General features: G+C 56.7%; 23 protein-coding genes. 11 read left to right on the top strand and 12 right to left on the bottom strand.

The features are described 5' to 3' along the window. Positions 1 to 46 precede the first annotated feature (46 nt). Together fadD and rnd are read left to right on the top strand one after the other, a co-directional pair. Positions 47 to 1,735: a long-chain-fatty-acid--CoA ligase FadD gene (fadD, locus tag MMS95_RS10895; protein WP_242141660.1), complete on the top strand. Its 1,689-nt coding sequence runs from the start codon at positions 47 to 49 to the stop codon at positions 1,733 to 1,735. A gap of 81 nt (positions 1,736 to 1,816) precedes the next feature. Further along, the gene (rnd, locus tag MMS95_RS10890; RefSeq protein ID WP_048323835.1) at positions 1,817 to 2,938 is read left to right on the top strand and encodes a ribonuclease D; all 1,122 of its coding nucleotides are present in this window, start codon (positions 1,817 to 1,819) and stop codon (positions 2,936 to 2,938) included. A gap of 237 nt (positions 2,939 to 3,175) precedes the next feature. Here rnd and minE read toward each other — a convergent pair whose 3' ends face one another. Genes minE through minC form a run of 3 tightly spaced genes read right to left on the bottom strand, consistent with a single transcriptional unit; the run spans position 3,176 to position 4,982 of the window. Next, positions 3,176 to 3,445, bottom strand: coding sequence for a cell division topological specificity factor MinE (gene minE / locus MMS95_RS10885; protein WP_004932303.1), 270 nt, complete (start codon positions 3,443 to 3,445; stop codon positions 3,176 to 3,178). A gap of 3 nt (positions 3,446 to 3,448) precedes the next feature. Next, the gene (minD, locus tag MMS95_RS10880) at positions 3,449 to 4,261 is read right to left on the bottom strand and encodes a septum site-determining protein MinD (protein WP_004932300.1); all 813 of its coding nucleotides are present in this window, start codon (positions 4,259 to 4,261) and stop codon (positions 3,449 to 3,451) included. 25 nt (positions 4,262 to 4,286) lie between these two features. Then, complete coding sequence (minC, locus tag MMS95_RS10875) at positions 4,287 to 4,982, bottom strand: septum site-determining protein MinC (protein ID WP_004932297.1); 696 nt, start codon at positions 4,980 to 4,982, stop codon at positions 4,287 to 4,289. A gap of 136 nt (positions 4,983 to 5,118) precedes the next feature. Here minC and MMS95_RS10870 point away from each other — a divergent pair, with 136 nt between their 5' ends. The 4 genes from MMS95_RS10870 (at position 5,119) to MMS95_RS10855 (ending at position 7,726) form a co-directional block, all read left to right on the top strand. After that, positions 5,119 to 5,391, top strand: a complete 273-nt coding sequence (locus MMS95_RS10870) for a YcgL domain-containing protein (RefSeq protein WP_004932294.1) — start codon at positions 5,119 to 5,121, stop codon at positions 5,389 to 5,391. Between the two features lie 88 nt (positions 5,392 to 5,479). Next, positions 5,480 to 6,442, top strand: a complete 963-nt coding sequence (locus MMS95_RS10865) for a lytic murein transglycosylase (RefSeq protein ID WP_242141675.1) — start codon at positions 5,480 to 5,482, stop codon at positions 6,440 to 6,442. Between the two features lie 58 nt (positions 6,443 to 6,500). Beyond that, positions 6,501 to 7,157 carry a fumarylacetoacetate hydrolase family protein gene (locus MMS95_RS10860; RefSeq protein ID WP_033634830.1) on the top strand — a complete coding sequence of 219 codons (657 nt, stop codon included), beginning with the start codon at positions 6,501 to 6,503 and terminating at the stop codon, positions 7,155 to 7,157. Positions 7,158 to 7,279: 122 nt separating this feature from the next. Then, on the top strand, positions 7,280 to 7,726 hold the full coding sequence (locus tag MMS95_RS10855) for a YcgN family cysteine cluster protein (protein ID WP_004932284.1): 447 nt from the start codon (positions 7,280 to 7,282) through the stop codon (positions 7,724 to 7,726). A 113-nt stretch (positions 7,727 to 7,839) separates the two neighbouring features. Here the strand turns inward: MMS95_RS10855 and MMS95_RS10850 are convergent, their stop codons facing one another. From MMS95_RS10850 to nhaB, 3 genes are all read right to left on the bottom strand, one after another. Further along, on the bottom strand, positions 7,840 to 8,601 hold the full coding sequence (locus tag MMS95_RS10850; RefSeq protein WP_033632857.1) for an aspartyl/asparaginyl beta-hydroxylase domain-containing protein: 762 nt from the start codon (positions 8,599 to 8,601) through the stop codon (positions 7,840 to 7,842). Between the two features lie 702 nt (positions 8,602 to 9,303). Next, positions 9,304 to 9,834, bottom strand: coding sequence for a disulfide bond formation protein DsbB (dsbB, locus tag MMS95_RS10845; RefSeq protein WP_004932277.1), 531 nt, complete (start codon positions 9,832 to 9,834; stop codon positions 9,304 to 9,306). A gap of 120 nt (positions 9,835 to 9,954) precedes the next feature. Beyond that, positions 9,955 to 11,520, bottom strand: coding sequence for a sodium/proton antiporter NhaB (gene nhaB, locus MMS95_RS10840; RefSeq protein ID WP_033632859.1), 1,566 nt, complete (start codon positions 11,518 to 11,520; stop codon positions 9,955 to 9,957). A 243-nt stretch (positions 11,521 to 11,763) separates the two neighbouring features. Between nhaB and fadR the strand changes: the two genes are divergently transcribed. Continuing rightward, entirely contained in the window at positions 11,764 to 12,483 is a 720-nt protein-coding gene (gene fadR / locus MMS95_RS10835; protein ID WP_004932271.1) for a fatty acid metabolism transcriptional regulator FadR, read from the top strand. Positions 12,484 to 12,540: 57 nt separating this feature from the next. Here fadR and MMS95_RS10830 read toward each other — a convergent pair whose 3' ends face one another. Continuing rightward, positions 12,541 to 14,076 carry a SpoVR family protein gene (locus MMS95_RS10830; protein ID WP_016927460.1) on the bottom strand — a complete coding sequence of 512 codons (1,536 nt, stop codon included), beginning with the start codon at positions 14,074 to 14,076 and terminating at the stop codon, positions 12,541 to 12,543. A gap of 297 nt (positions 14,077 to 14,373) precedes the next feature. On the opposite strand from MMS95_RS10830, the gene zinT reads away from it, so the two are divergent. After that, the gene (zinT, locus tag MMS95_RS10825; RefSeq protein WP_088381668.1) at positions 14,374 to 15,024 is read left to right on the top strand and encodes a metal-binding protein ZinT; all 651 of its coding nucleotides are present in this window, start codon (positions 14,374 to 14,376) and stop codon (positions 15,022 to 15,024) included. Positions 15,025 to 15,070: 46 nt separating this feature from the next. Here the strand turns inward: zinT and MMS95_RS10820 are convergent, their stop codons facing one another. Beyond that, entirely contained in the window at positions 15,071 to 15,388 is a 318-nt protein-coding gene (locus MMS95_RS10820; RefSeq protein ID WP_033632861.1) for an antibiotic biosynthesis monooxygenase, read from the bottom strand. Between the two features lie 538 nt (positions 15,389 to 15,926). On the opposite strand from MMS95_RS10820, the gene MMS95_RS10815 reads away from it, so the two are divergent. Together MMS95_RS10815 and dadX are read left to right on the top strand one after the other, a co-directional pair. Continuing rightward, a complete protein-coding gene (locus MMS95_RS10815; protein ID WP_028127472.1) occupies positions 15,927 to 17,231 on the top strand; it encodes a D-amino acid dehydrogenase in 1,305 nt (434 codons plus the stop codon). 76 nt (positions 17,232 to 17,307) lie between these two features. Beyond that, complete coding sequence (gene dadX / locus MMS95_RS10810; protein WP_033632862.1) at positions 17,308 to 18,381, top strand: catabolic alanine racemase DadX; 1,074 nt, start codon at positions 17,308 to 17,310, stop codon at positions 18,379 to 18,381. A gap of 8 nt (positions 18,382 to 18,389) precedes the next feature. Here dadX and MMS95_RS10805 read toward each other — a convergent pair whose 3' ends face one another. From MMS95_RS10805 to MMS95_RS10795, 3 genes are all read right to left on the bottom strand, one after another. Then, on the bottom strand, positions 18,390 to 19,583 hold the full coding sequence (locus MMS95_RS10805) for a multidrug effflux MFS transporter (RefSeq protein WP_156865940.1): 1,194 nt from the start codon (positions 19,581 to 19,583) through the stop codon (positions 18,390 to 18,392). Positions 19,584 to 19,660: 77 nt separating this feature from the next. Beyond that, on the bottom strand, positions 19,661 to 20,221 hold the full coding sequence (locus MMS95_RS10800; protein WP_033632864.1) for a 3'-5' exonuclease: 561 nt from the start codon (positions 20,219 to 20,221) through the stop codon (positions 19,661 to 19,663). Positions 20,222 to 20,527: 306 nt separating this feature from the next. Continuing rightward, entirely contained in the window at positions 20,528 to 21,010 is a 483-nt protein-coding gene (locus MMS95_RS10795) for a hypothetical protein (RefSeq protein ID WP_004932246.1), read from the bottom strand. Between the two features lie 225 nt (positions 21,011 to 21,235). Between MMS95_RS10795 and MMS95_RS10790 the strand changes: the two genes are divergently transcribed. Further along, positions 21,236 to 21,529: a hypothetical protein gene (locus MMS95_RS10790; protein WP_015378107.1), complete on the top strand. Its 294-nt coding sequence runs from the start codon at positions 21,236 to 21,238 to the stop codon at positions 21,527 to 21,529. Between the two features lie 264 nt (positions 21,530 to 21,793). Here MMS95_RS10790 and MMS95_RS10785 read toward each other — a convergent pair whose 3' ends face one another. Next, positions 21,794 to 21,970: a GhoT/OrtT family toxin gene (locus MMS95_RS10785; protein ID WP_015378105.1), complete on the bottom strand. Its 177-nt coding sequence runs from the start codon at positions 21,968 to 21,970 to the stop codon at positions 21,794 to 21,796. Positions 21,971 to 22,790 lie beyond the last annotated feature (820 nt).

Below are 22,790 nucleotides of genomic sequence, written 5' to 3'. Positions count from 1 at the left end.
TTTGAGGGCTGCGATGATAATTAGTAATGATTTCAGGAGTAATACCTTGGATAAGGTCTGGTTAAAACGGTATCCGGCAGATGTGCCCGCAGAGATTGATGCCGATCGCTATTCGTCGTTGATCGAAATGTTTGAGCATGCCGTGCAGCGCTATGCCGATCAGCCCGCCTTTATCAATATGGGCGAGGTGATGACCTTCCGCAAACTGGAAGAACGCAGCCGGGCTTTCGCGGCTTACCTGCAAAATGAACTGGGCCTGAAGAAGGGCGACCGCGTCGCACTGATGATGCCTAACCTGTTGCAATACCCCATCGCCCTGTTCGGCATTCTGCGCGCCGGCATGGTGGTGGTCAACGTCAACCCGCTGTATACCCCGCGTGAGCTGGAGCACCAGTTGAACGACAGCGGCGCCAGCGCCATCGTCATCGTGTCCAACTTCGCCCATACGCTGGAAAAAGTGGTGTTCAACACTCAGGTTAAGCACGTGATCCTGACGCGCATGGGCGATCAGCTGTCGGCCGCCAAAGGTACGCTGGTCAACTTCGTGGTCAAGTACGTCAAGCGTCTGGTGCCGAAATACAACCTGCCGGACGCCATTTCATTCCGCAGCGCGCTGCAGCGCGGCCGCCGCCTGCAGTATGTAAAACCGGACATCATTAATGCCGATCTGGCCTTCCTGCAATATACGGGCGGCACCACCGGGGTGGCGAAGGGCGCGATGCTGACGCACCGCAACATGCAGGCCAACCTCGAGCAGGCCAAGGCCGCCTATTCGCCGCTGTTCCGCGAAGGGCAGGAACTGGTGGTGACGGCGTTGCCGCTGTATCACATTTTCGCGCTGACGGTGAACTGCCTGCTGTTTATCGATCTGGGCGGGCGCAATTTGCTGATCACCAACCCGCGCGATATTCCGGGGCTGGTGAAGGAGTTGGGTAAATACCCGTTCACCGCCATGAGCGGGGTGAATACCTTGTTCAATGCGTTGCTGAACAATGAAGAGTTCCACAAGCTCGATTTCTCTACGCTGCGTTTCTCGGTCGGCGGCGGCATGTCGGTGCAAAAAGCGGTGGCCGAGAAGTGGGAAAAAACTACCGGTAAACACCTGCTGGAAGGCTATGGCCTGACGGAGTGCGCGCCGCTGGTGGCCGGTAACCCTTACGATCTGAAACACTACAGCGGCAGCATCGGCCTGCCGGTGCCGTCGACGGACATTCGGTTGGTGGACGACAATGGCCACGATGTACCGCCGGGCGAACCGGGCGAACTGTGGGTCAAAGGGCCGCAAGTTATGTTAGGCTATTGGCAGCGCCCGGACGCCACCGACGAAGTGCTGAAAGATGGCTGGTTGGCGACCGGCGATGTGGTGACCGTAGACGAGCAGGGGTTCGTGCGCATCGTCGACCGCAAGAAAGACATGATCCTGGTCTCCGGTTTCAACGTTTACCCGAACGAGATCGAGGACGTGGTCAGCCAGCATCCGAAAGTGCTGGAATGTGCGGCGATCGGTGTGCCGAGCGAGGTCTCCGGCGAAACGGTGAAGATCTGCGTGGTGAAGAAAGACGCCTCGCTGACCAAGGAAGAGCTGCTGACCCATTGCCGTCGGCACCTGACCGGGTATAAAGTGCCTAAAATTGTTGAGTTCCGCGATGAACTGCCGAAGTCTAACGTCGGCAAGATTTTGCGGCGAGAACTGCGCGATGAGCTAAAAACGCCGAAGCCGGCCGATGCCGCCTAGGTGTCGCTCTCGCGCCTGACTATCAACAACGCCGGTGAATGCCGGCGTTGTTGTGTTTGAATCCTACAAGAGAATGATGTTTTGAATTATCAGTTGATCACTACCGATGCCGGATTGCAGCAGGTCTGCGAGCAGGCGAGAAAGCATGCCCAGATTGCGCTGGACACCGAGTTTGTCAGAACGCGCACCTACTATCCGCAGCTGGGCCTGATCCAGCTCTACGACGGTGAACAACTCTCCCTTATCGATCCTCTGCCGATCAAGCAATGGCAGCCGTTTGTCGACCTGCTGGCCGACACCGCCGTGGTGAAGTTCCTGCATGCCGGCAGTGAAGATCTCGAAGTGTTTCTCAACGCCTTTAAAACGCTGCCGACGCCGATGGTCGATACCCAGATCCTGGCGGCCTTTACCGGCCGGCCGCTCTCCTGTGGCTTCGCGACGCTGGTGGCGGAGTACATGAAGGTTGAGCTGGACAAGAGCGAGTCGCGCACCGACTGGCTGGCGCGCCCGCTGACTGAAAGACAGTGCGTGTATGCGGCCGCCGACGTGTTCTATCTGCTGCCGATGGCTAAACAGTTGGTGCAGGAGACCGAAGAGGCCGGTTGGACCGCGGCGGCCAATAACGAGTGCCTGCTGCTGTGCCAGCGCCGTAGCGAGACGCTGGCGCCGGCATTGGCCTACCGCGAAATCAGCAACGCCTGGCAGCTGCGCCCGCGTCAGCTCGGTTGTCTGCAGAAGTTGGCGGAATGGCGGCTGCGCCAGGCGCGTGAGCGCGATCTGGCGGTGAACTTTGTGGTGCGTGAGGAGAACCTGTGGCAGGTGGCGCGCTATATGCCGTCTTCGCTGGGAGAACTGGATTCGCTGGGTCTGAGCGGGCCGGAGATCCGTTATCACGGTAAAACGCTGCTGGCGCTGGTGGCGGAGGCCGAAGCGCTGGACGAGTCCGAGTTGCCGGCGCCGTTGGCCAACCTTATCGATCAGCCGGGCTACAAGAAGGTGTTCAAAGACATCAAGGCGGCGATCGCTGCCGTCAGCGAGCAAAGCGGGTTGAGCAGCGAGCTGCTGGCATCCCGTCGCCAAATTAACCAATTGTTGAACTGGCATTGGAAACTGAAGGACGGCGAAAGTCGCCCTGAATTAATCAGCGGCTGGCGCGGCGATTTATTAATGGCGCCGTTGCAGGACATCCTGAAAGATTATTAATCGCTGATTATCACCAGGGCAGGGTAGGGAAACTCTGCTCGGGTGAATATAGGCAGGAAATAATGCGTTGAAGGTAAATCTGGCCAGAATTTACTTTAAACGAGGTGGCGGCAAAGTTAATTGGGAATTATCCCAAAGGGAAAAATCGATTTTTTGCTGCCGATAATGCTTAATAACTGGATGCACATACAGTTACCCCCTGCATAAAATATACAGGGGGTAATTAATGCGTCGCAATCATTTAGCTGCTTCTTCCGATTCCGGCAATGTCACGTTAAGTTCAAGTACCGAAATATCGTCCCCTTTCTGCTCGAACTGCACGTGCAGCATTTCAGGATCGATCTGAATGTATTTGCAAATAACCGCCAGAATATCGCGTTTCAAATCAGGCAGATACGGGGGCTCACTGTCCCCGCGGCGACGCTCAGCGACGATAATCTGCAGCCGTTCCTTGGCTATATTGGCTGTCTGTTTTTTGCGGGACAGAAAGAAGTCTAATAAGGCCATGGTTTATCCCCCAAAAAGGCGTTTCAGGAAACCCTTCTTCTCTTCTTCAATGAAGCGGAATGGGCGTTCTTCCCCCAACAAGCGGCAAACGGTATCGTCATACGCCTTACCGGCGTCTGACTCGGCATCCAGAATGACAGGCTCACCCTGGTTGGAAGCGCGCAGTACGGACTGGTCTTCCGGGATTACGCCCACCAGCGGAATGCGCAGGATTTCCAGCACGTCTTCCATGCTCAGCATGTCGCCACGGCTGACGCGGCCCGGGTTGTAACGGGTCAGCAGCAGGTGTTCCTTGATAGGCGATTCGCCTTTCTCAGCGCGGCGTGATTTGGAAGAGAGAATGCCCAGGATACGGTCGGAGTCGCGTACCGAAGACACTTCCGGGTTGGTGGTGATGATAGCTTCGTCGGCGAAATACAGCGCCATCAGCGCACCGGTTTCGATACCGGCCGGTGAGTCGCAGACCACGAAGTCAAAATCCATCTCGCCGAGATCGTTGAGGACTTTTTCAACGCCTTCACGGGTTAACGCGTCTTTGTCGCGTGTCTGCGAAGCCGGCAGGATATAGAGGTTTTCAGTGCGTTTGTCTTTGATCAACGCCTGATTCAGCGTGGCATCGCCCTGAATCACGTTCACGAAATCATAAACTACCCGACGTTCGCAGCCCATGATCAGGTCAAGATTACGCAGACCGATATCGAAATCGATCACGACGGTTTTCTTGCCTTTTTGGGCCAGGCCGGTAGCGATGGCCGCGCTCGAAGTGGTCTTGCCAACGCCCCCTTTACCCGATGTAACAACAATAATGCGTGCCATGAAATGGATTCCTTGTCAAAAGGGCTTAATTTAAAGGTTGTATGGTTAAAGCGTTATCCAACAGGCTGAGTCGTACGGCCTGCCCGACGTAATCGGACGGGATTTGGTCGCTCAACCAGTACTGCCCTGCGATAGAGACTAGCTCAGCCGCCAGGTGGGTGCAAAAAATCTGACATTGCGTGTCGCCTGACGCGCCTGCCAGTGCGCGACCGCGCATCATGCCGTAGACATGAATATTGCCGTCGGCAATCAATTCGGCGCCGGCGCTGACGCTGCTGGTCACGATAAGATCGCTGTTGCGGGCGTAAATCTGTTGGCCGGAGCGGACAGGCGTACTGATGATGCGCGTTTTGGCGGGGGCGTTATCCGCCACCACGGGCGCTGGTGCAGGCTCCGGCGCCGCCATTTTCTGGCCTTTGCCTTCGCTCAGCAGCGGCAGCCCGGCGCGGGCTATCGCGCGCTTTTGACGCTCATCTCTGCAACCGCTGATACCCACAACGCGCAGACCTGCTGCCGCGACAGCCTGTTGAAGTTCTTTCCAGTTCGCATCGCCTTCCAGCGTTGCGACGTTGATAACAACAGGGGCGTTTTTCAGAAAAGCGGGCGCTTGCTCAACTTTTTCCTGTAACGCCTGGCGTATTACCTCGGGCTGCGAATTATGCAAATGAACAACCGATAGGGTAAAACTGCTGCCTTTTAGCTCAATTGGCGATTGTGACATCTATCCTGACTCAGTCTCAGCAACTTTAAATCCCCGGAATACCACTCGGGGTGCGATATTCCGATGTACTATAAGCATGTTATAGTCAGAGTTATATCCAGGCAAGACGCTCCCTCAATTAAATAGAGTTAAAAAAATGCTTTGTGTGATCTATAGAAGCCCGAAACGCGATCAAACTTATCTTTATGTCGAAAAAAAAGACGATTTCTCTCGTGTGCCGGAAGAGCTGATGAAAAGTTTCGGCGTGCCGCAATTCGCCATGATGCTGTCGCTCGATGAGCGCAAAAAATTGGCCTCGGCGGATATCGAAAAGGTGAAGCAGGCGTTGAAAGACGAAGGCTATTATCTGCAGTTCCCGCCGCCGGTTGAAAACCTGCTCAATCAGCATCTGGCGGGCGATAAGGCCTGAGACAGTCGCCACGGCCAGGGGAGGCGCGATGACACGTTCGGCGAGAAAGACCGTATTGGCCGCCTGGTTGGCGCTGGGCGGGGTGCTGATGCCCGGCGCATCGCAGGCGGCGCAGGAGACGACGCTGGCGGCGAGCGGCCGCGATCCGGCGCAGTTCCCGGCGTATGTCGATCAACTTAAGCGCCGGGCGCGGGAACAGGGCATCAGTCAGGCCACCCTTGATCGCGCGTTTGCGCAAATCCATTTCGTCGATCGGGTGATCAAGGCCGATCGCAATCAGCCGGAGCAGAAGGTAACCCTGGACGACTATCTACGGCGGGTGATGTCGCCCGCCAAGGTGCGCCAGGGGCGCGAACTGTATCGGCTGCGCCATGCGCAATGGTCGCGGGCCAGCGAGCGCTATCGGGTGCCAGGGCGTTATATCATCGCGCTGTGGGGGATGGAGAGCGCCTACGGCAAGATTCAGGGGCGGGAAGACGTGGTGTCTGCGCTGGCGACCTTGGCGTTTGAAGGGCGCCGTGAAGCTTTTTTCAGCCAGGAACTGATGGCGGCGCTGCAGATAGTTGAGCAGGGGCATGTCGGCGATACGCCGCTGAAAGGCTCCTGGGCCGGCGCGATGGGGCAATGCCAGTTTATGCCGAGCTCCTTCTTGCGCTATGCGGCGGATGGCGACGGCGACGGGCGCATCGATATCTGGAATAACATTGACGACGTTTTCGCGTCTACAGCCAGCTATTTGTCCAAAGAGGGTTGGCAGCCCGGCATCGGTTGGGGGCGCGAGGTCAAATTGCCCGCCGGTTTCAACCCGGCCGAACTGGGCCTGAAAGACGCGCAGGCGCGCAGCGTCAACGACTGGCAGAAACGCGGCGTGCGCCGCGCGGATGGCAGTGCGTTGCCGCATGCCGTGCAGCGCGGTTGGATTATCGCGCCGGATGATCTGCAGGGGCGGACGTTCCTGGTCTATGATAATTTCCGCACCCTCATGCACTGGAATCGCTCTTACTATTTCGCTCTCGCCGTGGGTATGATGGCAGACGCGATCGGGCATTGATCCGGCACACCAATAATCGGCTTGGCGCGCCAAGCCTCTACAGTTTGGGAGAAGCGGTATGTATCAACATAGAGACTGGCAGGGTTCGTTGCTCGATTTCCCGGTGAACAAGGTGGTCTGCGTCGGCAGCAACTACGCCGATCACATCAAAGAAATGGGCAGCGCGGTGTCCGTCGAACCGGTGGTGTTTATCAAACCGGAAACGGCGTTGTGTGATATTCGCCAGCCGGTGGCCATCCCCAAAGAGTTCGGTGCGGTGCATCATGAGGTGGAGCTGGCGGTATTGATCGGCACGCCGTTGAAACAGGCCAACGAAGATCGCGTTGCGCGGGCGATCGCCGGTTACGGTGTGGCGCTCGATCTGACGCTGCGCGATCTGCAAGCGGGCTTTAAAAAGGCCGGTCAGCCGTGGGAAAAGGCCAAGGCCTTCGACGGTTCCTGCCCGATGTCGGGATTTATCCCGGTGGCGGAATTCGGCGATCCGCAAAACGCCGAGCTGTCGTTGACCGTCAACGATCAATTGCGCCAGCAGGGCAATACGCGCGACATGATCACGCCAATCCTGCCGCTTATCAGCTACATGAGCCGCTTCTTCACGCTGCGCGCCGGTGACATCATCCTGACCGGCACGCCGCAGGGCGTGGGGCCGATGGCTTCCGGCGACATGCTGAAAATCAGCCTGAACGGCAAAATGCTCAGCACCCGGGTGATCTGATTTCTCCTTGCCGCCGACATCGTCGGCGGCAAAGCTTGCATCTTGTGGCTAAAATGTCTATATAGTCCCCCCTCGAACCTGCGCGCAGGTGACTTATCCATTTACCGAAACCGGACGCTAACATGTCACAACTCGCTTTTTGGCAACAGAAAACGCTGGCGGAAATGTCAGAACAAGAGTGGGAATCGCTGTGCGACGGGTGCGGGCAATGCTGTTTGAATAAGCTGATCGACGAAGATACCGACGAGATTTATTTTACCAACGTAGCCTGCAACCAGCTCAACATCAAATCCTGCCAATGCCGTAACTATGAGCGGCGCTTCGAGCTGGAAGAAGACTGCATTAAACTGACGCGCGAGAACCTCACTACCTTCGATTGGCTGCCGCCGACCTGCGCCTATCGCCTTATTGGCGAAGGCAAGCCGCTGTTTCCCTGGCACCCGCTGATCAGCGGCTCCAAAGCGGCGATGCACGGCGAGCGCATCACGGTGCGGCATATTGCGGTGCGCGAGAGTGAAGTGGTGGACTGGCAGGATCATATCCTCAACAAGCCGGACTGGGCCAGATAACGCGGATACCTTGACAGATGTTGCTAGGCAACACGAGTTTTAATGCCAGAGGGCGGCGTGTTAAGACATTCCGCCCTCTTGGCTATTGAGCTTACGCGCGTGAGACTCTTGCTTCACGCTTTTTTATCTCGGCGATGCCAGTTGGCCAGATTTTTCAGCGGCTGCTTCACATACGGGCTGGCTTTGATCAGGCTGAACAGCAGTTTATTCACCGCCGTGCCCACTTTGTCCATTGGCCGGTCGACATCGAGAAACAGCACCGCACGCAGCTCGTCGGTATCATTGCGGACCTCGTGTTCATAAGAATCATCAAACAAAATCACCTTGCCTTCATCCCAGTGCAGAATTTGGTCGTCAACGCGGATCCAGAGCTTGTCCCGATCCTTTGGCACGATCAATCCCAGATGCGCGCGCACGACGGCTCGAGTCGGGCCCTTGTGGGGCACGATGTGATAGTGCGGTTTGAGGATTGAAAACATGGCGGTGCGCATGCCCGGGATCTCGCTGACCGCCTCTGCCGTGCGCGGGCAGATGGCGCAGTTTTCATCAACCCGTTGCCCGTAGACAAACAGCCCGAAGGTTTTCCAGTTATCTCCTTTAGAGATGCGTTTCTGATCCGGCGATATTTGGTGGAACGCTGGGATATCCTCCGGGTGCTCCAGCAACCGATCCAACTCCTCGCGAATGGCCGGCCAACGGGCTTCCAGCGCCGTCACCCAATGAAATTCATGATTACCGATCCGCGGCGTGGTGGAGATGAGCGAATGGCGAGTCTGAAATTCGCCGTTCCAGCGCAGGAATTTTTTCCCGGCTTTGAGCAGCATGCGCCGCAGGAAGGGGCGCTGAGACGAAGGGGGCAATGTGGTATCCGGCATAGTATCGTGTCCTTGATGTCATATGATGTGCTTTAGTCAGCCAAAACCTGGCTCACAGGAAGAAAGGGTGAAAGTCAACACGTCATTTAGCATAGGGAAAGCATCGCGAACGATTTTAATCTTTAGTGCGCGAATAGCGTTGATGCTTGCTGCCGGATAGAGGCAAATTCCAACAATTTATTTAAGGATGGTAAGGGCTTGTGTGAGGGAGGAGGGGGGGAAAAAAGCCCCTGCAAAGATGAGGGGCAAGACACACAACAACACCAGGGAAATCGGTAGTACTCACTTTGCCGATACTATAAGGATTTTATGGGTAAACTTCACCAAAATATTGTGCTCTGAATGTGACAAAGGTGCAGTCGTTCATAAGTAACGGTAATTTATTGATGCTCGAAGGCTGAAAGGAAGGTGCCAGAATGGCCAGTTTTTAGTCGCCGATATCGCAGAAGCTTAATGTTATGTAAATTACGCGCTTAACTGTGCCGGGATGCTTCTTTTTAAACGATAAGTTGGGTAATTTGGCCGCTCTCCCGCAAGTTCGAGAGTATAACAATGAAAATGATCCGCCTGTTTGCCGTAGCTGGAGCGCTGATCGTGCTCGTTTACTTCCTTACACATACCTGAGGTGGCTTTATCTCGGAATGTGGCAGCAATACCTAAAAAAACGGCGCCTTCCGGCGCCGTTTTTTGTTTGTCTGCCGATCAGCGGCCGAACAGGTCGCGGCGGCGTGGGCGAACAAACTGCGCGATCAGCACAATCAGCGCCACCAGCAGATAGGCGCCGAAGATGCCGACCAACCATTGCGGCATTTCCAACGTCAGGAATTGCCATTGACGCACGGAGCAGTCACCGGAAGCGTGGAACACCGCCGGCAGCCATTTGTCCAGCGGCAGCCATGACGGGAAGCTGACGAAGAAATCGCAGGTATTGAATGGCGAAGGATGCAACTGGATCATGGTGTGCTTCCACGCCAGCTGTACGCCTTCCCAGGCGCTGTAGATCCACAGCAAGATCGCCGCGTAGCGCAGCGGCGTTTTCGGCGCGATGGCGCCCACCAGCGAGGCGCCGAGGATACCGAACAGCGCGCAACGCTCGTAAATGCACATCACGCACGGCTGCAGCAGCATAACGTGCTGGAAATAGAGCGCGACCAGTTCCAACACCAACGCTGTCAGGGCCATCAGCAGCCAGGCGCCGCGTCCTTGTGAACAGCGGTTAAAGAATTGCAACATATCTAGATTCTTCCATGCAGTAAGCAATTGAACCGGCAGTGTAAACCAATTCCTCTTCGCTGCCAGCCACCTGGGCCGGATTCAGCGTAAAAATAGTCGGTTCACCCTGCCGGCGCCGTCTCAGTGGCCGACGGCGTCGATGGACGGCAGCGTCAGCCAATGCCACTGCGTCAACAGCTCGGTCGCCGGTTCCAAGGTGAACTGGACGCACAGCAGGCCAACCACCGTCAGCACCACCGTATAAGGCAGGGCCATCCATACCATGCGGCCATACGACAAACGCACCAGCGGCGCCAGCGCAGACGTCAGCAGAAACAGAAACGCCGCCTGCCCGTTAGGGGTGGCGACCGAGGGCAGGTTGGTGCCGGTATTGATGGCGACCGCCAGCAGCTCGAACTGCTTCAGCCCGATAGCGCCGGTTTCCAGCGCGGTGCGCGCCTCGTTGATGTAAACCGTGCCGACGAACACGTTGTCGGAAACCGACGACAGCAGGCCGTTGAACAGGTAGAACAGCGAAAGCTGAGAAGCGGGCTCGGCGCGCAGCACAAACTGGATCACCGGGCTGAACAGGTGCTGCTCGATGATGACCGCGACCACGGTGAAAAACACCGTCAGCAGCGCGGTGAACGGCAGCGCTTCCTGGAACGCTTTGCCGATGGCGTGCTCGTCGTTCACGCCGCACAGGGAGGTGGCGAGAACGATGACCGACAGGCCAATCAGCCCCACTTCAGCCAGGTGGAAGGCCAGCGCCAGCACCAGCCAAACGCCGATCAGCGCTTGCATCACCAGTTTGAGTCGTTCTTGTTTGCTACGACCCGCAGTGGCCTTGCGGTCATACTCTTTCAGCACGTCGCGTACCGCTTCCGGTAGCTGCGCGCCGTAGCCAAACAGGCGAAAACGTTCTACCAGCCAACAAACCAGCAGGCCGCACACCAACACCGGCAGCGTGACCGGCGCCATTCGCAGGAAGAAATCGATAAAACCCCAGCCCGCGTTTTTGGCGATGATCAGGTTTTGCGGCTCGCCTACCATGGTCATGACACCGCCGAGCGCGGTGCCGACGCCGGCGTGCATCAGCAGGCTGCGCAGAAAGGCGCGGAATTGCTCCAGCGTCTGTTTGCGCTCTTCGCCGGTAAAATCGCTGTCATCGCCGATGTCGCCGTCGGGGCGATTCGACGTCACGTTGTGATAGATGGAATAGAAGCCGGTGGCCACGCTGATCACCACCGCCACGACCGTCAGCGCGTCGAGGAAGGCGGAAAGAAAGGCAGCGGCCAGGCAGAACGCCAGCGACAGCAGCGTTTTCGAGCGGATGTTGAGCAGCAGCTTGGTGAACACGAACAGCAGCAGTTGCTTCATAAAGTAGATGCCGGCCACCATAAAGATCAGCAGCAGCAACACGTCCAGATTATGTTCGATCTCCTGCGAGACCTGCGCCGGGCTGGTCATGCCGATGGCCACGGCCTCGAGCGCCAGCAGGCCGCCCGGCAGCAGCGGGTAGCATTTCAGCGCCATCGCCAGGGTAAAGATGAACTCGACCACCAGCAGCCAACCCGCGATAAACGGGCTGGCGAAAAAGAACACCAGGGGGTTGATCGCCAGAAAAATGAGAATGGTCAGTTTGTACCAGTCGGGAGATTGCCCCAGAAAATTTTTGAGCAGGGCGCTACGCAGGGTTGTTTCCATTGTGCTCTATGCATCCTTCAATCAGTCGTAGCACGTACCCTAACAATGCGGCGGGGGCGTGCGCAACCTGAGCTTGTTTTACGATGGGAAAATTCCTGCGACCGGTATTTTTGCTCGTTTTTTGCCACGTTATGCACACTTTCGTTTATTGTTTTTCGCTCACGCTATGTCATGTCAGCACGATCTGGTATGATGAGCTGATTACTTTTACTGATTTTATCGTCGCAACGGAACGTCAAACACATGGTCATAAAGGCGCAGAGTCCTGCCGGTTTCGCGGAAGAGTACATTATTGAGAGTATTTGGAATAATCGCTTCCCCCCTGGCTCTATTTTGCCCGCGGAGCGTGAGCTTTCGGAGTTGATTGGCGTCACGCGCACCACGTTACGTGAAGTGTTGCAACGTCTGGCCCGCGATGGCTGGTTGACCATTCAGCATGGCAAACCGACCAAAGTGAACAATTTTTGGGAAACGTCCGGCCTCAATATCCTTGAGACGGTGGCCCGTCTCGATCACAAAAGCGTCCCTCAGCTGATCGATAACCTGCTGTCCGTGCGCACCAATATCGCGTCGATCTTTATTCGCGCCGCGGTGCGCAATCATCCTGAGCAGGCCCAGGAAGTGTTGGCGAAGGCCGCCGAGGTAGAAGATCAGGCGGACGCTTTCAATCTGCTCGATTACGAGATCTTCCGCGGTCTGGCGTTCGCTTCCGGCAACCCGATCTACGGCCTGATCTTCAACGGTCTGAAAGGGCTGTACACCCGCGTGGGCCGTTACTACTTCTCCAATCCGGAAGCGCGCAAGCTGGCGCTGGCCTTCTACAGCAAGCTGTCCACGCTGTGCCATGAGAAATTGTACGACCAGGTGATGGATACCGTGCGCAGCTACGGTAAAGACAGCGGAGCGATTTGGCAGAGCATGCAGGGCACCATGCCGAGCGATCTGACCGAAGCGCGTCGTTAATCGCGAGTCAATGAAATAAGAAAGGGCGCCATGCGGCGCCCTTTGTCGTTGTGGCGGTTACAGCGGCGTAGGCCGCGGCGGGCAGCGATCGAGCAACTCTACACTGCCGTCTTCATTTTGCTGCTCGAGGATCACGTCGAAGCCCCACAGGCGATGCAGGTGCTTCAACACGTCGCGGCGGCTCTTATCCAGCGGCGCGCGTTCCTGCGGGATGTAGCGCAATGTCAGCGAGCGGTCACCGCGCAGATCCACGTTCCAGATCTGAATGTTCGGCTCATGGTTGCTCAAGTTATATTGCGCCGACAGCTCCTGGCGGATCGCCCGGTAACCGGCTTCGTTATGGATCGCGGCAATCTCCAGATAGTTGTTGCGATCGTCGTCCAGCACGGTGAACAACCGGAAATCGCGCATCACTTTGGGTGACAGGAACTGGCTGATAAAGCTCTCGTCCTTGAAGTCGCGCATGGCGAAGTGCAATGTCTCCAGCCAGTCTTTTCCGGCGATGTCCGGGAACCAGTAGCGGTCTTCTTCGGTCGGCGACTGGCAGATGCGCTTGATGTCCTGGAACATGGCGAAGCCCAGCGCATAAGGGTTGATGCCGTTATAGTACGGGCTGTTGTACGGCGGCTGATACACCACGTTGGTGTGGCTGTGCAAAAACTCCAGCATAAACCGCTCGGTCACTCGGCCCTCATCGTACAGATGGTTGAGGATGGTGTAATGCCAGAAGGTGGCCCAACCCTCGTTCATCACCTGAGTCTGCTTTTGCGGGTAGAAATACTGGCTGACTTTGCGCACGATGCGCAACACCTCACGCTGCCAGGGTTCCAGCAGCGGTGCATTCTTTTCGATAAAATAGAGGATATTTTCCTGCGGTTCGCTCGGATACCGGCGCGCCTGCTCCGGCGACTCTTCGCGTTCAACGCGTGGCAGGGTCTTCCATAACGTATTCACCTGGCTTTGCAGATACTCTTCGCGGCTTTTCTGGCGCGCTTTCTCTTCCACCAGGGAGATTTTCTGCGGGCGCTTGTACCTGTCGACCCCATAGTTCATCAGCGCATGGCAAGAGTCCAGCAGTCGCTCCACTTCATCGACGCCGTAGCGCTCTTCGCACTGGCTGATGTAGTGGCGGGCGAACAGCAGATAATCGACGATGGAGCTGGCGTCGGTCCAGCTGCGGAACAGATAGTTATTCTTGAAGAACGAGTTGTGGCCATAGCAGGCGTGCGCCATCACCAGCGCCTGCATGGTGATGGTGTTCTCCTCCATCAGGTAGGCGATGCAGGGATTGGAGTTGATGACGATTTCATACGCCAGCCCTTGCTGGCCCTGTTTGTAGCGCTGTTCGGTTTCGATGAACTTCTTGCCGAAGGACCAATGGGTATAGTTGATCGGCATGCCGACGCTCGAATAGGCGTCCATCATCTGCTCGGAGGTGATCACCTCGATTTGATGGGGGTAGGTGTCGAGTCGGTAATGCTTGGCGACGCGGTCGATCTGCTCCAAATACACCTGCAGCAGTTCGAACGTCCAGTCCGGTCCATCGCTCAGACGTTTATCATCCTTAACCTTTTCATGTGTTGAAGTAGTCATCAGCGCACCCTCATTATTCACGGGTCTTGCTCAAACGGCAGACCCTGTAACAAGCATAGTTCAAGTCATAATTAACCATTGCAAATCAGTGAAATAAAAATGCCGGTACGCAAAGGAGCGAACGGCGGTCAATCCGGCGCCCGTCCCGGCAGAAGGCGGTGCGGCACCGCACTTCCTCTTCGAGTATAACCCTGCGGCAGGGGGGCGCAACACAATGCCTGTTGCACGACAAAGATTGAAAATTGTTATGTTATATTGTAACTTTTAATTTTCCCGATAACGGACAAGGAGCGCATTTTGGCGAGGCATTTTGGCAAACTGGCGGTGGCGCTGGCCGCGTTGTTTATCAGCGGGCAGGCATGCGCCCACGGGCATCATTCACATGGCAAGCCGCTGACGGAGGCGGAAAAAAAGGCGGAGGGAGGCGTGTTCGACGATAAGGACGTCAAAGATCGCGATCTGGCCGACTGGGAGGGCGTATGGCAATCCGTGTATCCCTATCTGCTCAATGGGGATCTTGACCCGGTGTTCAAGAAGAAAGCGGCGCAGGATAAGCGCAAGACCTTCGCCGAAGTGAAGGCGTATTACCGCAAAGGGTATGCCACCGATGTGGATACCATCGGCATTGAAAACGGCGTCATGGAATTTCACCGCGGTGACCAATCCAGCGCCTGTCAGTATAAGTACGCCGGGCATAAGATCCTGACGTATGTTTCCGGTAAAAAGGGCGTGCGTTATCTGTTTGAATGCCAGGATGCCGGCAGCCTGGCGCCGAAATTCGTGCAGTTCAGCGATCACATTATCGGCCCGCGCAAATCGGCGCATTTCCATATCTTTATGGGCAACACGTCGCAGGAAGCGTTGCTGAAAGAGATGGATAACTGGCCGACTTACTACCCATTCCAACTGCAAACCAAAGAAGTCGTGGATGAGATGCTGCATCATTAATGCTGCTCGTTCCCGCAACCACAAGCCCGCCTGTGTGGGCTTGTGCTCAGTCAAACGGTCTGATTTGCAGGTAATCGTCCGTCACTTCCATTTCAAATAGCGTTTTATCTGCCAACAAGGTCGCACGCATTCGTTCCCGGGCTTGCCGGTAGCGTTCATCCAACTGAATATCACCGGCGCTTTCCCATGCGACTCGGCTTGGCCATTGCGCATAGCCGATAAACTGCCCGCCCACATCCCGATGCAGGCGCGAGCCAAGGCTGCCGCGCTGCAGATAGATACCTTGGGTCAACGCCAGCCAAGCCTGGCGAAAGGCGTGCTCGTGTCCGGGTTTGACTGAAAACTGGTAGATGGCGATGAACATAAGACGTTCTCCACAATAGCGACAGTGTGAACTTTAGGCGCTGCTTCTGGCTTTAACGTTCATATCGTGCTGCAGCGTTCAACATAAACGGCGGGCCAAGGGCTCGGGTGTTTTATTCCGGCACTGAAAGCAAGGTTAACGGCAGCTGAAATTTTGCGCGATTTTTCTGCTGCGGAGGGAGGGGGCTCTCTTTGTTTGTTATGTTGGTATTTTTTATTTTATTAGATTTTTATTCTATTTAAGTGTTGGCTGGTATTTTTATATTCTGTTAAATCAATGTTGCTTATTACGCCTTTTTTGAGTGCTATCATTGATAGCGTTGATGTCAATTCAGTGGCGGTATGACGCCATAATCCCTTCTAAACCGCATCTTATCGCTATTTGCAGACGGCTATTGCAAATACATGGCCCATCGACGATAAATTAATTGTGAATATTGTCACGTTTGATGACGAAGTTGTTGGACGGATTTTTTCACTGAGTTAATTTCCTGTAAGCAGAAGATTATGCTTTGTGAAGCCTTGGGCTGGAGTCAGCGATGCGAGTGGTAATTTTAGGTAGTGGAGTGGTGGGCGTAGCCAGTGCCTGGTATTTGGCGAAGGCGGGGCATGAGGTGACGGTGATCGATCGTCAGCCAGGCCCCGCACTGGAAACCAGCGCGGCGAACGCCGGGCAGATTTCACCGGGTTATGCTGCCCCCTGGGCGGCGCCGGGCGTGCCGCTGAAGGCCATCAAGTGGATGTTCCAGCGCCATGCGCCGTTGGCCATCCGCCTCGACGGCAGCAGCTTCCAGCTGAGCTGGATGTGGCAGATGTTGAAAAACTGCAACACCGAACACTACATGACCAACAAAGGCCGCATGGTGCGCCTGGCGGAATACAGCCGCGATTGTATCAAGGCGCTGCGTCAGGAAACCGGCATCCAGTACGAAGGTCGTCAGGGCGGCACGCTGCAGCTGTTTCGCACTCAACAACAGTTCGAAAACGCCGCGAAAGACATTGCGGTATTGGAAGATGCCGGCGTGCCTTACAGATTGCTGGAAGCCGGCCAGCTCGGCAGCGTCGAGCCGGCGCTGGCGCAGGTGGCGCACAAGCTGACCGGTGGCCTGCAGTTGCCGAACGACGAAACCGGCGATTGCCAGCTGTTTACGCAACAGTTGGCGAAGATGGCAGAGCAGGCGGGCGTCACCTTCCTGTTCAACCGCAGCGTCGATCGTCTGCTGGTGGAGGGCGACAAGATCGCCGGCGTGCAGTGCGGCGAGGAAGTGTTCAAGGCCGACAGCTATGTGGTGGCGTTCGGCTCATACTCCACGGCACTGCTGCGCGGCCTGGTGTCCATTCCGGTTTACCCGCTGAAGGGCTATTCGTTGACCATTCCTATCACCGACGAAGCGGCGGCGCCGTTCTCTACGGTATTGGATGAGACGTATAAAATCGCCATCACACGCTTCGACCAGCGCATTCGCGTTGGCGGCATGGCGGAGATCGTCGGTTTCAATACGCAGCTGGAGCAAAAACGGCGCGAAACGCTGGAAATGGTGGTGCGCGATCTCTACCCGAACGGCGGCCGAGTGGAAGAGGCAACGTTCTGGACCGGCCTGCGGCCGATGACGCCGGACGGTACGCCAATTGTCGGCCGCACCTCGCTGAAGAACCTGTATCTCAATACCGGGCATGGCACGTTGGGCTGGACGATGGCCTGTGGCTCCGGGCAGTTGTTGTCCGATCTGATGTCCGGCATTACGCCGGCGATCCCTTCCGATGACTTGGCGGTGGCGCGTTACAGCGCCGGGTTTCGTCAGCAACACGCGGTTCCGCTGAACGACGTGCATCCCGCACGTTAATCGTTGACTCTGTCATAGACTTTCCCGGCCACGCGCAGGCGCGCGTGGCCGCCGTACGCTGCCCCAAGGAGAAGCGATGCCCCGTCCCATAACCGCCACGATGCATCTCGGCGCGATTGAAAATAACCTGCAGGTGGTGCGCCGTTTCGCCCCCGGCGCCAAAGTCTGGGCGGTGGTCAAGGCTAACGCCTATGGCCACGGCATCAAACACGTTTGGCGCAGCATGGCGCAAACCGACGGCTTCGCCATGCTGGATCTGGCCGAAGCGGTGCTGCTGCGCGAGTCGGGTTGGCAAGGGCCTATCCTGTTGTTGGAAGGCTTCTTCCAGCCGCAGGATCTGGCGTTGCTTGATCGTTATCGCCTGACGACGGCGGTGCACAGCGACTGGCAACTGGCGGCGATCGCCGACGCCACGCTGAACGCGCCGCTCAATGTCTATCTGAAAGTGAACAGTGGCATGAATCGGCTGGGGTTCGCACCCGAGCGGCTGCATGAGGTGTGGCGCAGGGCGCAGGCGGTAGCCAACATTGCCGAGCTTACGCTGATGAGCCATTTCGCCACCGCCGACGGCCCCGAAGGCGTGACGCAGCAGATGGCCACCATCGAGGCGGCGGCTACCGATATACCGCTGCCGCGCTGCCTGGCCAACTCGGCCGCCACGCTGTGGCACCCTTCGACCCACGGCAGTTGGATCCGTCCTGGGATCGTTCTCTATGGCGCTTCGCCGAGCGGTTGCTGGAATGACGTTGCGACGACGGGGCTGCAGCCGGCGATGACGCTGAGCAGTGAAATCATCGGCATTCAGCAGCTGAAGTCTGGCGATCGTGTAGGTTACGGTGGCCGTTACAGCGCCGCAGGCGCACAGCGTATCGGTGTGGTGGCCTGCGGTTACGCCGACGGCTATCCGCGTCATGCGCCGACCGGTACGCCGGTATGGGTTGGCGGCGTGCTGACGCGCACCCTGGGAACGGTATCGATGGATATGCTGGCGGTGGATCTGACGCCCTGTCCGCAAGTCGAACTGGGCGCCGAAGTCGAGCTGTGGGGGAAACGTCTGCCGGTGGATGAGGTGGCCACGGCGGCAGGGACGTTAGGCTATGAACTGCTGTCGGCGTTAGCGGCGCGAGTGCCGGTCGCCATCGAGGCCTGAGCCGGGGCTTAGGCGACTTTTCTGATTTGCCCTTTAATCTGCTTGCTGAGCCGCCGCGCGTGCAGCGCCAGCAGGCAGCCCGCCAGCATCACCAGCGCCAGCGACAGCTTGGGTTGCAGCGGCAACGCCATCGCCACCAGACCCAGCGCGGCGCCGCCCGCCATCTGCACGAAACCGACCAGCGCGGACGCGACGCCGGCCTCATTGGAGTAGGGTTCCAACGCGTAGCTGGTGGCCGGGCCCATCACGAATGCCAACCCGGCGCAGGCGCTGGCGACGGGCAGCATATACGCCAGCCAGTGCGTTTGCTCCGTCGCGGGCAGCAGCATGACGCCCAGCAGCAGGCCCAGACAGCCCAGCCCCATCAACATGCCGCCGGTCGCCAGACAAACCGGGCGGCCGACCTTGTGGATGATGCGGTTGGCGAAGAAGCTGACCAGCATGATCCAGAAACCGTTGGCGCCGAACACCAGCGAGAATTGCAGCGGCGTCAGGCCGGCGGTGCCCATCAGCACGTTCGGTGCCAGAGAAACGTAGGTCAGCGCCATGCCCATCGCCCCGGAGTTCACCACCGCAAAGGAGAGAAAACGCCGTTCGCTGAGGATGCGCGCGTATTGACGCACCGGCAACCCCTTGACCGGCACGGTGTCGGCGGGGCGAGTTTCCGGCAGGCGCAGCGCGATGAGCGCCAACACCAGCAGCGCGTAGCCGACCAGAAACCAGAAGGGCGCGCGCCAGCCGAAGGCTTCGGCGAGCAGCCCGCCGAGCAGCGGCGCCAGCGCCGGGATGATGTTCAGCGTGCCGTTAAGAAAGCCGAAAGCGCGGGCGGCGTCGTCGCCATTCAGGCGATCGCGCACGCCGCTGAAGGCGACGACGGCGGTACAGCAAACGGCCACCCCTTGCAGCAGACGCGAAGCGATGAAAATCGTCGGGCTGGTGGCCAGCGCCGCCATCGCGGCGCCGATCATGTAGAGGATAATGCCGGCCAGCGCCACCGGTTTGCGGCCATAGTTATCCACCAGCGGGCCGGCGATGACCTGGCCGAGGCCAAGCACCAGAATAAATAGCGATATGGTGGATTGGATCAGCGCTTCGCTGCTGCCCAGACCGACGGCAATAGCGGGAATCGTCGGCAGATAAAGATCGATGCCTAATGGGCCGAGCAGCACCAGGCTGAGAAGCATAAACAGAAACTTTTGCATAACAGAAAAGGCACGTCCGAGTGACAAAGAGGGCTAGAGTAGAGACTCTGGCGGCAAATGAAAAGGGGCAAAGCGGGTCAGCGCTGCGCCCCCTGACGATAATAGAGCGCTGAGACGGTATCGGCCACATAACGGGCCTGGTGGCGAGCATCATCCAGCGCACGATGCGGCATACCTTCGAACGGGCGAGCCTTTTTCGGGTTAAAGCCATGCAGTTCCGCCAGCGTGATCACCGTGCGCACGTCCTGAGTATCCCAAAACTTCCACGGGCAGGGCATTTCCAACTGCTGGAAGGCGTGTTCGAGGATCGCGCAGTCGAACTCTTTGCCGTTGCCCCAGACTTTCACCGTGTCGGTGCTGTTCATATGGATAAAGCGGCTGAGGCTGCTCAGCACGCGCTTCAGGCTCTCGGTGCCGCCGAAGGCCTGTTTGCGCGCTTCATCGGACTGTTTCGCCCACCAGGCGACCGTGTCCAGGCTGATGGTACGGCCCGGTTGGTCTTTCTGACTGCTGACGGCGGTTTCGAATTCGGCGCCCAGTGCCCCGGTCCGGGGATCGAAAAACACCGCCGCAACCACCAGAATGACGGCGCTGGGTTTTATATCCAGGGTTTCAATGTCTAACATCAGATGGTGCATCGGCGTTTCCGGTGGTGGGCGTGGTGGCTTAATGTTACTACAGAACGTGCGCCGATGCGGCCGGTGCGCACATGAAATCCTTTTAAAGCGCCTCGTTCAGGTTATGATGCTCGTGATACTCTTGTCAGGTTGGTCGCTATCGGTGAGAACGCTTATCTTTATTCTGTGCATGGCCGGCTACTTGCTGTTGCTGGGCTACCTTAGCATGTTCGTCACGGACAAGATCTGTGAGAAGGCGGGTAACTACACCAAAATATGCCGCGTCGTAGACATTTCCGAACCTCATATTCCCAAATAGCCCCCAGTTTATCCCAGATAGTCGGTGGTAATCAGCGGCGTCAGGATGGCCGCCAGCGCCGTGAGCGCCCCCCATTGCCGCCAGCCCAGCCGCGCCAGCCAGTCATGCCGCTGCGGCGGCGTGGACAGTTGCCCGACGGCTACGGCGCCGGTCAGCAGCAGCGTCAGAATCAGCAGCACCAGGCAACGGCTCACCAACGTGAACTCAACATGCAGCACATTGGCGTAATACAGGCGCATCAGAATAAAATAGCTCAGCAAGATCCAGGCGAAAACGACGTTCTTCTTGAGCACCTGCTGCAGCATCAACGCGAGAAACAGGCTGTGAAACAGCGACAGCAGCGGGGCCTCGATTGGGTGCCGAACGCAGACGTTGTAGACCGCCATATAAATGTTGAAAACCAGCAGGATATAGATCACATAAATATACCAGCCGTAGATGACCTTGAGTTTTTTCGGGGTCGGCGGCAGGGAGAGTGCGTCCGGTTTCATTAATGCCTCCTGATGATGCCATGTAAACGCTGTGCTTGAAGACGGCGCGGCGACATCGTAATTTAAAATCCACAGGGTATATATCACCCGAGCGCTAAATGACAATTAAACGCGGGATCGGCTTTATTTCCGCGTTGGCCTGGAACTCTTTTGCGCCCGCGGGGTCGATTGGCGTACGAATGCCTGGCGGTTTTTGCATTATGATGACAGATATAATTTATTGATATGAAAGATTATAAAAACACTTCGGGCACAAAAATCCTGCTGCTGTTCAGCCTGGCGTTTTATACGCTATTGCCACCGTTGCTGACGGCGGTCGTGTTCAACCGTTTCAATCTTAATCCGTTCGCGATCGTCAAATTTTTTCACTTCAACCCGTTTTTGGCCGATCGGGGCATACCCGGCTATCAGACTTTCTTCTACTTGCTGATGCTATGGTTGGGGTTGAACGCTTTGCTCTGGCTGCTGGTGTGGGGGGCGGGGCGATTGTATCAGCGCTGGCGATCGCCGCGCGGCTGATAGTTTCTCAAAGGGGAAAGTTGCCTGGGGAAATGACTTTGCACTCGATAATGAGACGTATTATCATTTTATTCGCCGGTGAGGGGAAAAGGGTTGTCTCCTTCTGTGCCCCCCGATCCGGCACGACATTGCTCACATTGCTTCCCGTTTTCATGCCAGCCTTGCGCTGGCACTTTTTTATCCCACGCCAAAAACCATGACGCCGGTGGTCAGCCTCTTTTCATTAATATGACTGTTTAAAAGCCAGCGCGCGGCATTGGGGCGTTAGAACAGCGAAAACAGCAACACCACCGGCAGGCTCAACGGCCAGGTTAACCCGATGGTCAGTGCGCTGATACAGCGAATTTTGACGGTGTCCCGGCTAACCAGGTAGGTGAAAACCATAGAAACTAACAGACCAATAAAATAACAGTATTGCGTTGCAACCCACAGCGGCGACATGAAACCCGATCCCAGTTGTATTTTTACGCGCGAATTCTAGGAGCTTGGCGGGTGATAATCAATGACCAAAGGCCCTTTATTCAAACCTTTATCCATAAGTATGCATAATTTATTTCTATAAAGAACGTAGGGTTATTAGCGGCTTTATGTTTATTGCCAAAAGAAATCAACAGCATAGTTACCGGTAACATCTTGCATCAGGCAAGCCATCCTTCTGGAGTGAACTCCGCTGAGCAGTTAAAGAGTCGGTGAAGGGGGAAACGCGGTGGGGTTATGACTCATAAAAATTAATGATGTATTTGCGGACGGCAAGGCTAAGGTGAGGTGGCGTCGGGTTTGGCGGTACGTGAACCCTTCAGGCGCCGGTTTTAGCGCATCGGTCGCGATGCGCCGCTTGCCCGCCAGGGAGGGGGATGGTTGTCGTTACGGGTTTAATGAATGTTAAGACCGTAGACGAACAGCCACGAAAACAGCAGCGCCAGCAGGCATGCCATAAAAACGATGGAGATCATTTCCTTCACAACTTCATTCCTTTTCCCGGTGAGCCAAATTTACTTCTCTTTGTTTTTGCGCGAAATTTTAGATCGGTATGGGTAAAAATCCTAGTTTTAATCCTGTTTTTTCCCGGCCTTGCGGCGTAAGCCGCTTCGATAAGCCGTGGCGGCGGTGGGAAATCGGGGACGTTAACTCGTCGTAGCTATTGCTGAACGCCATGAGGCTGACTATATAAAAGGGGGACTGCGTGGCGTCGAAGGCAGCCAGGCTCGCCCCTTGCGGGGCCGTTCATCTGCCTGCGGCGCTTTCCTATGAGATGAAGGAG

The organism is Serratia sp. PGPR-27 (assembly GCF_022678525.1).
GTDB lineage: Bacteria > Pseudomonadota > Gammaproteobacteria > Enterobacterales > Enterobacteriaceae > Serratia > Serratia nematodiphila.
This window is presented reverse-complemented; position numbering and strand designations above follow the sequence as displayed.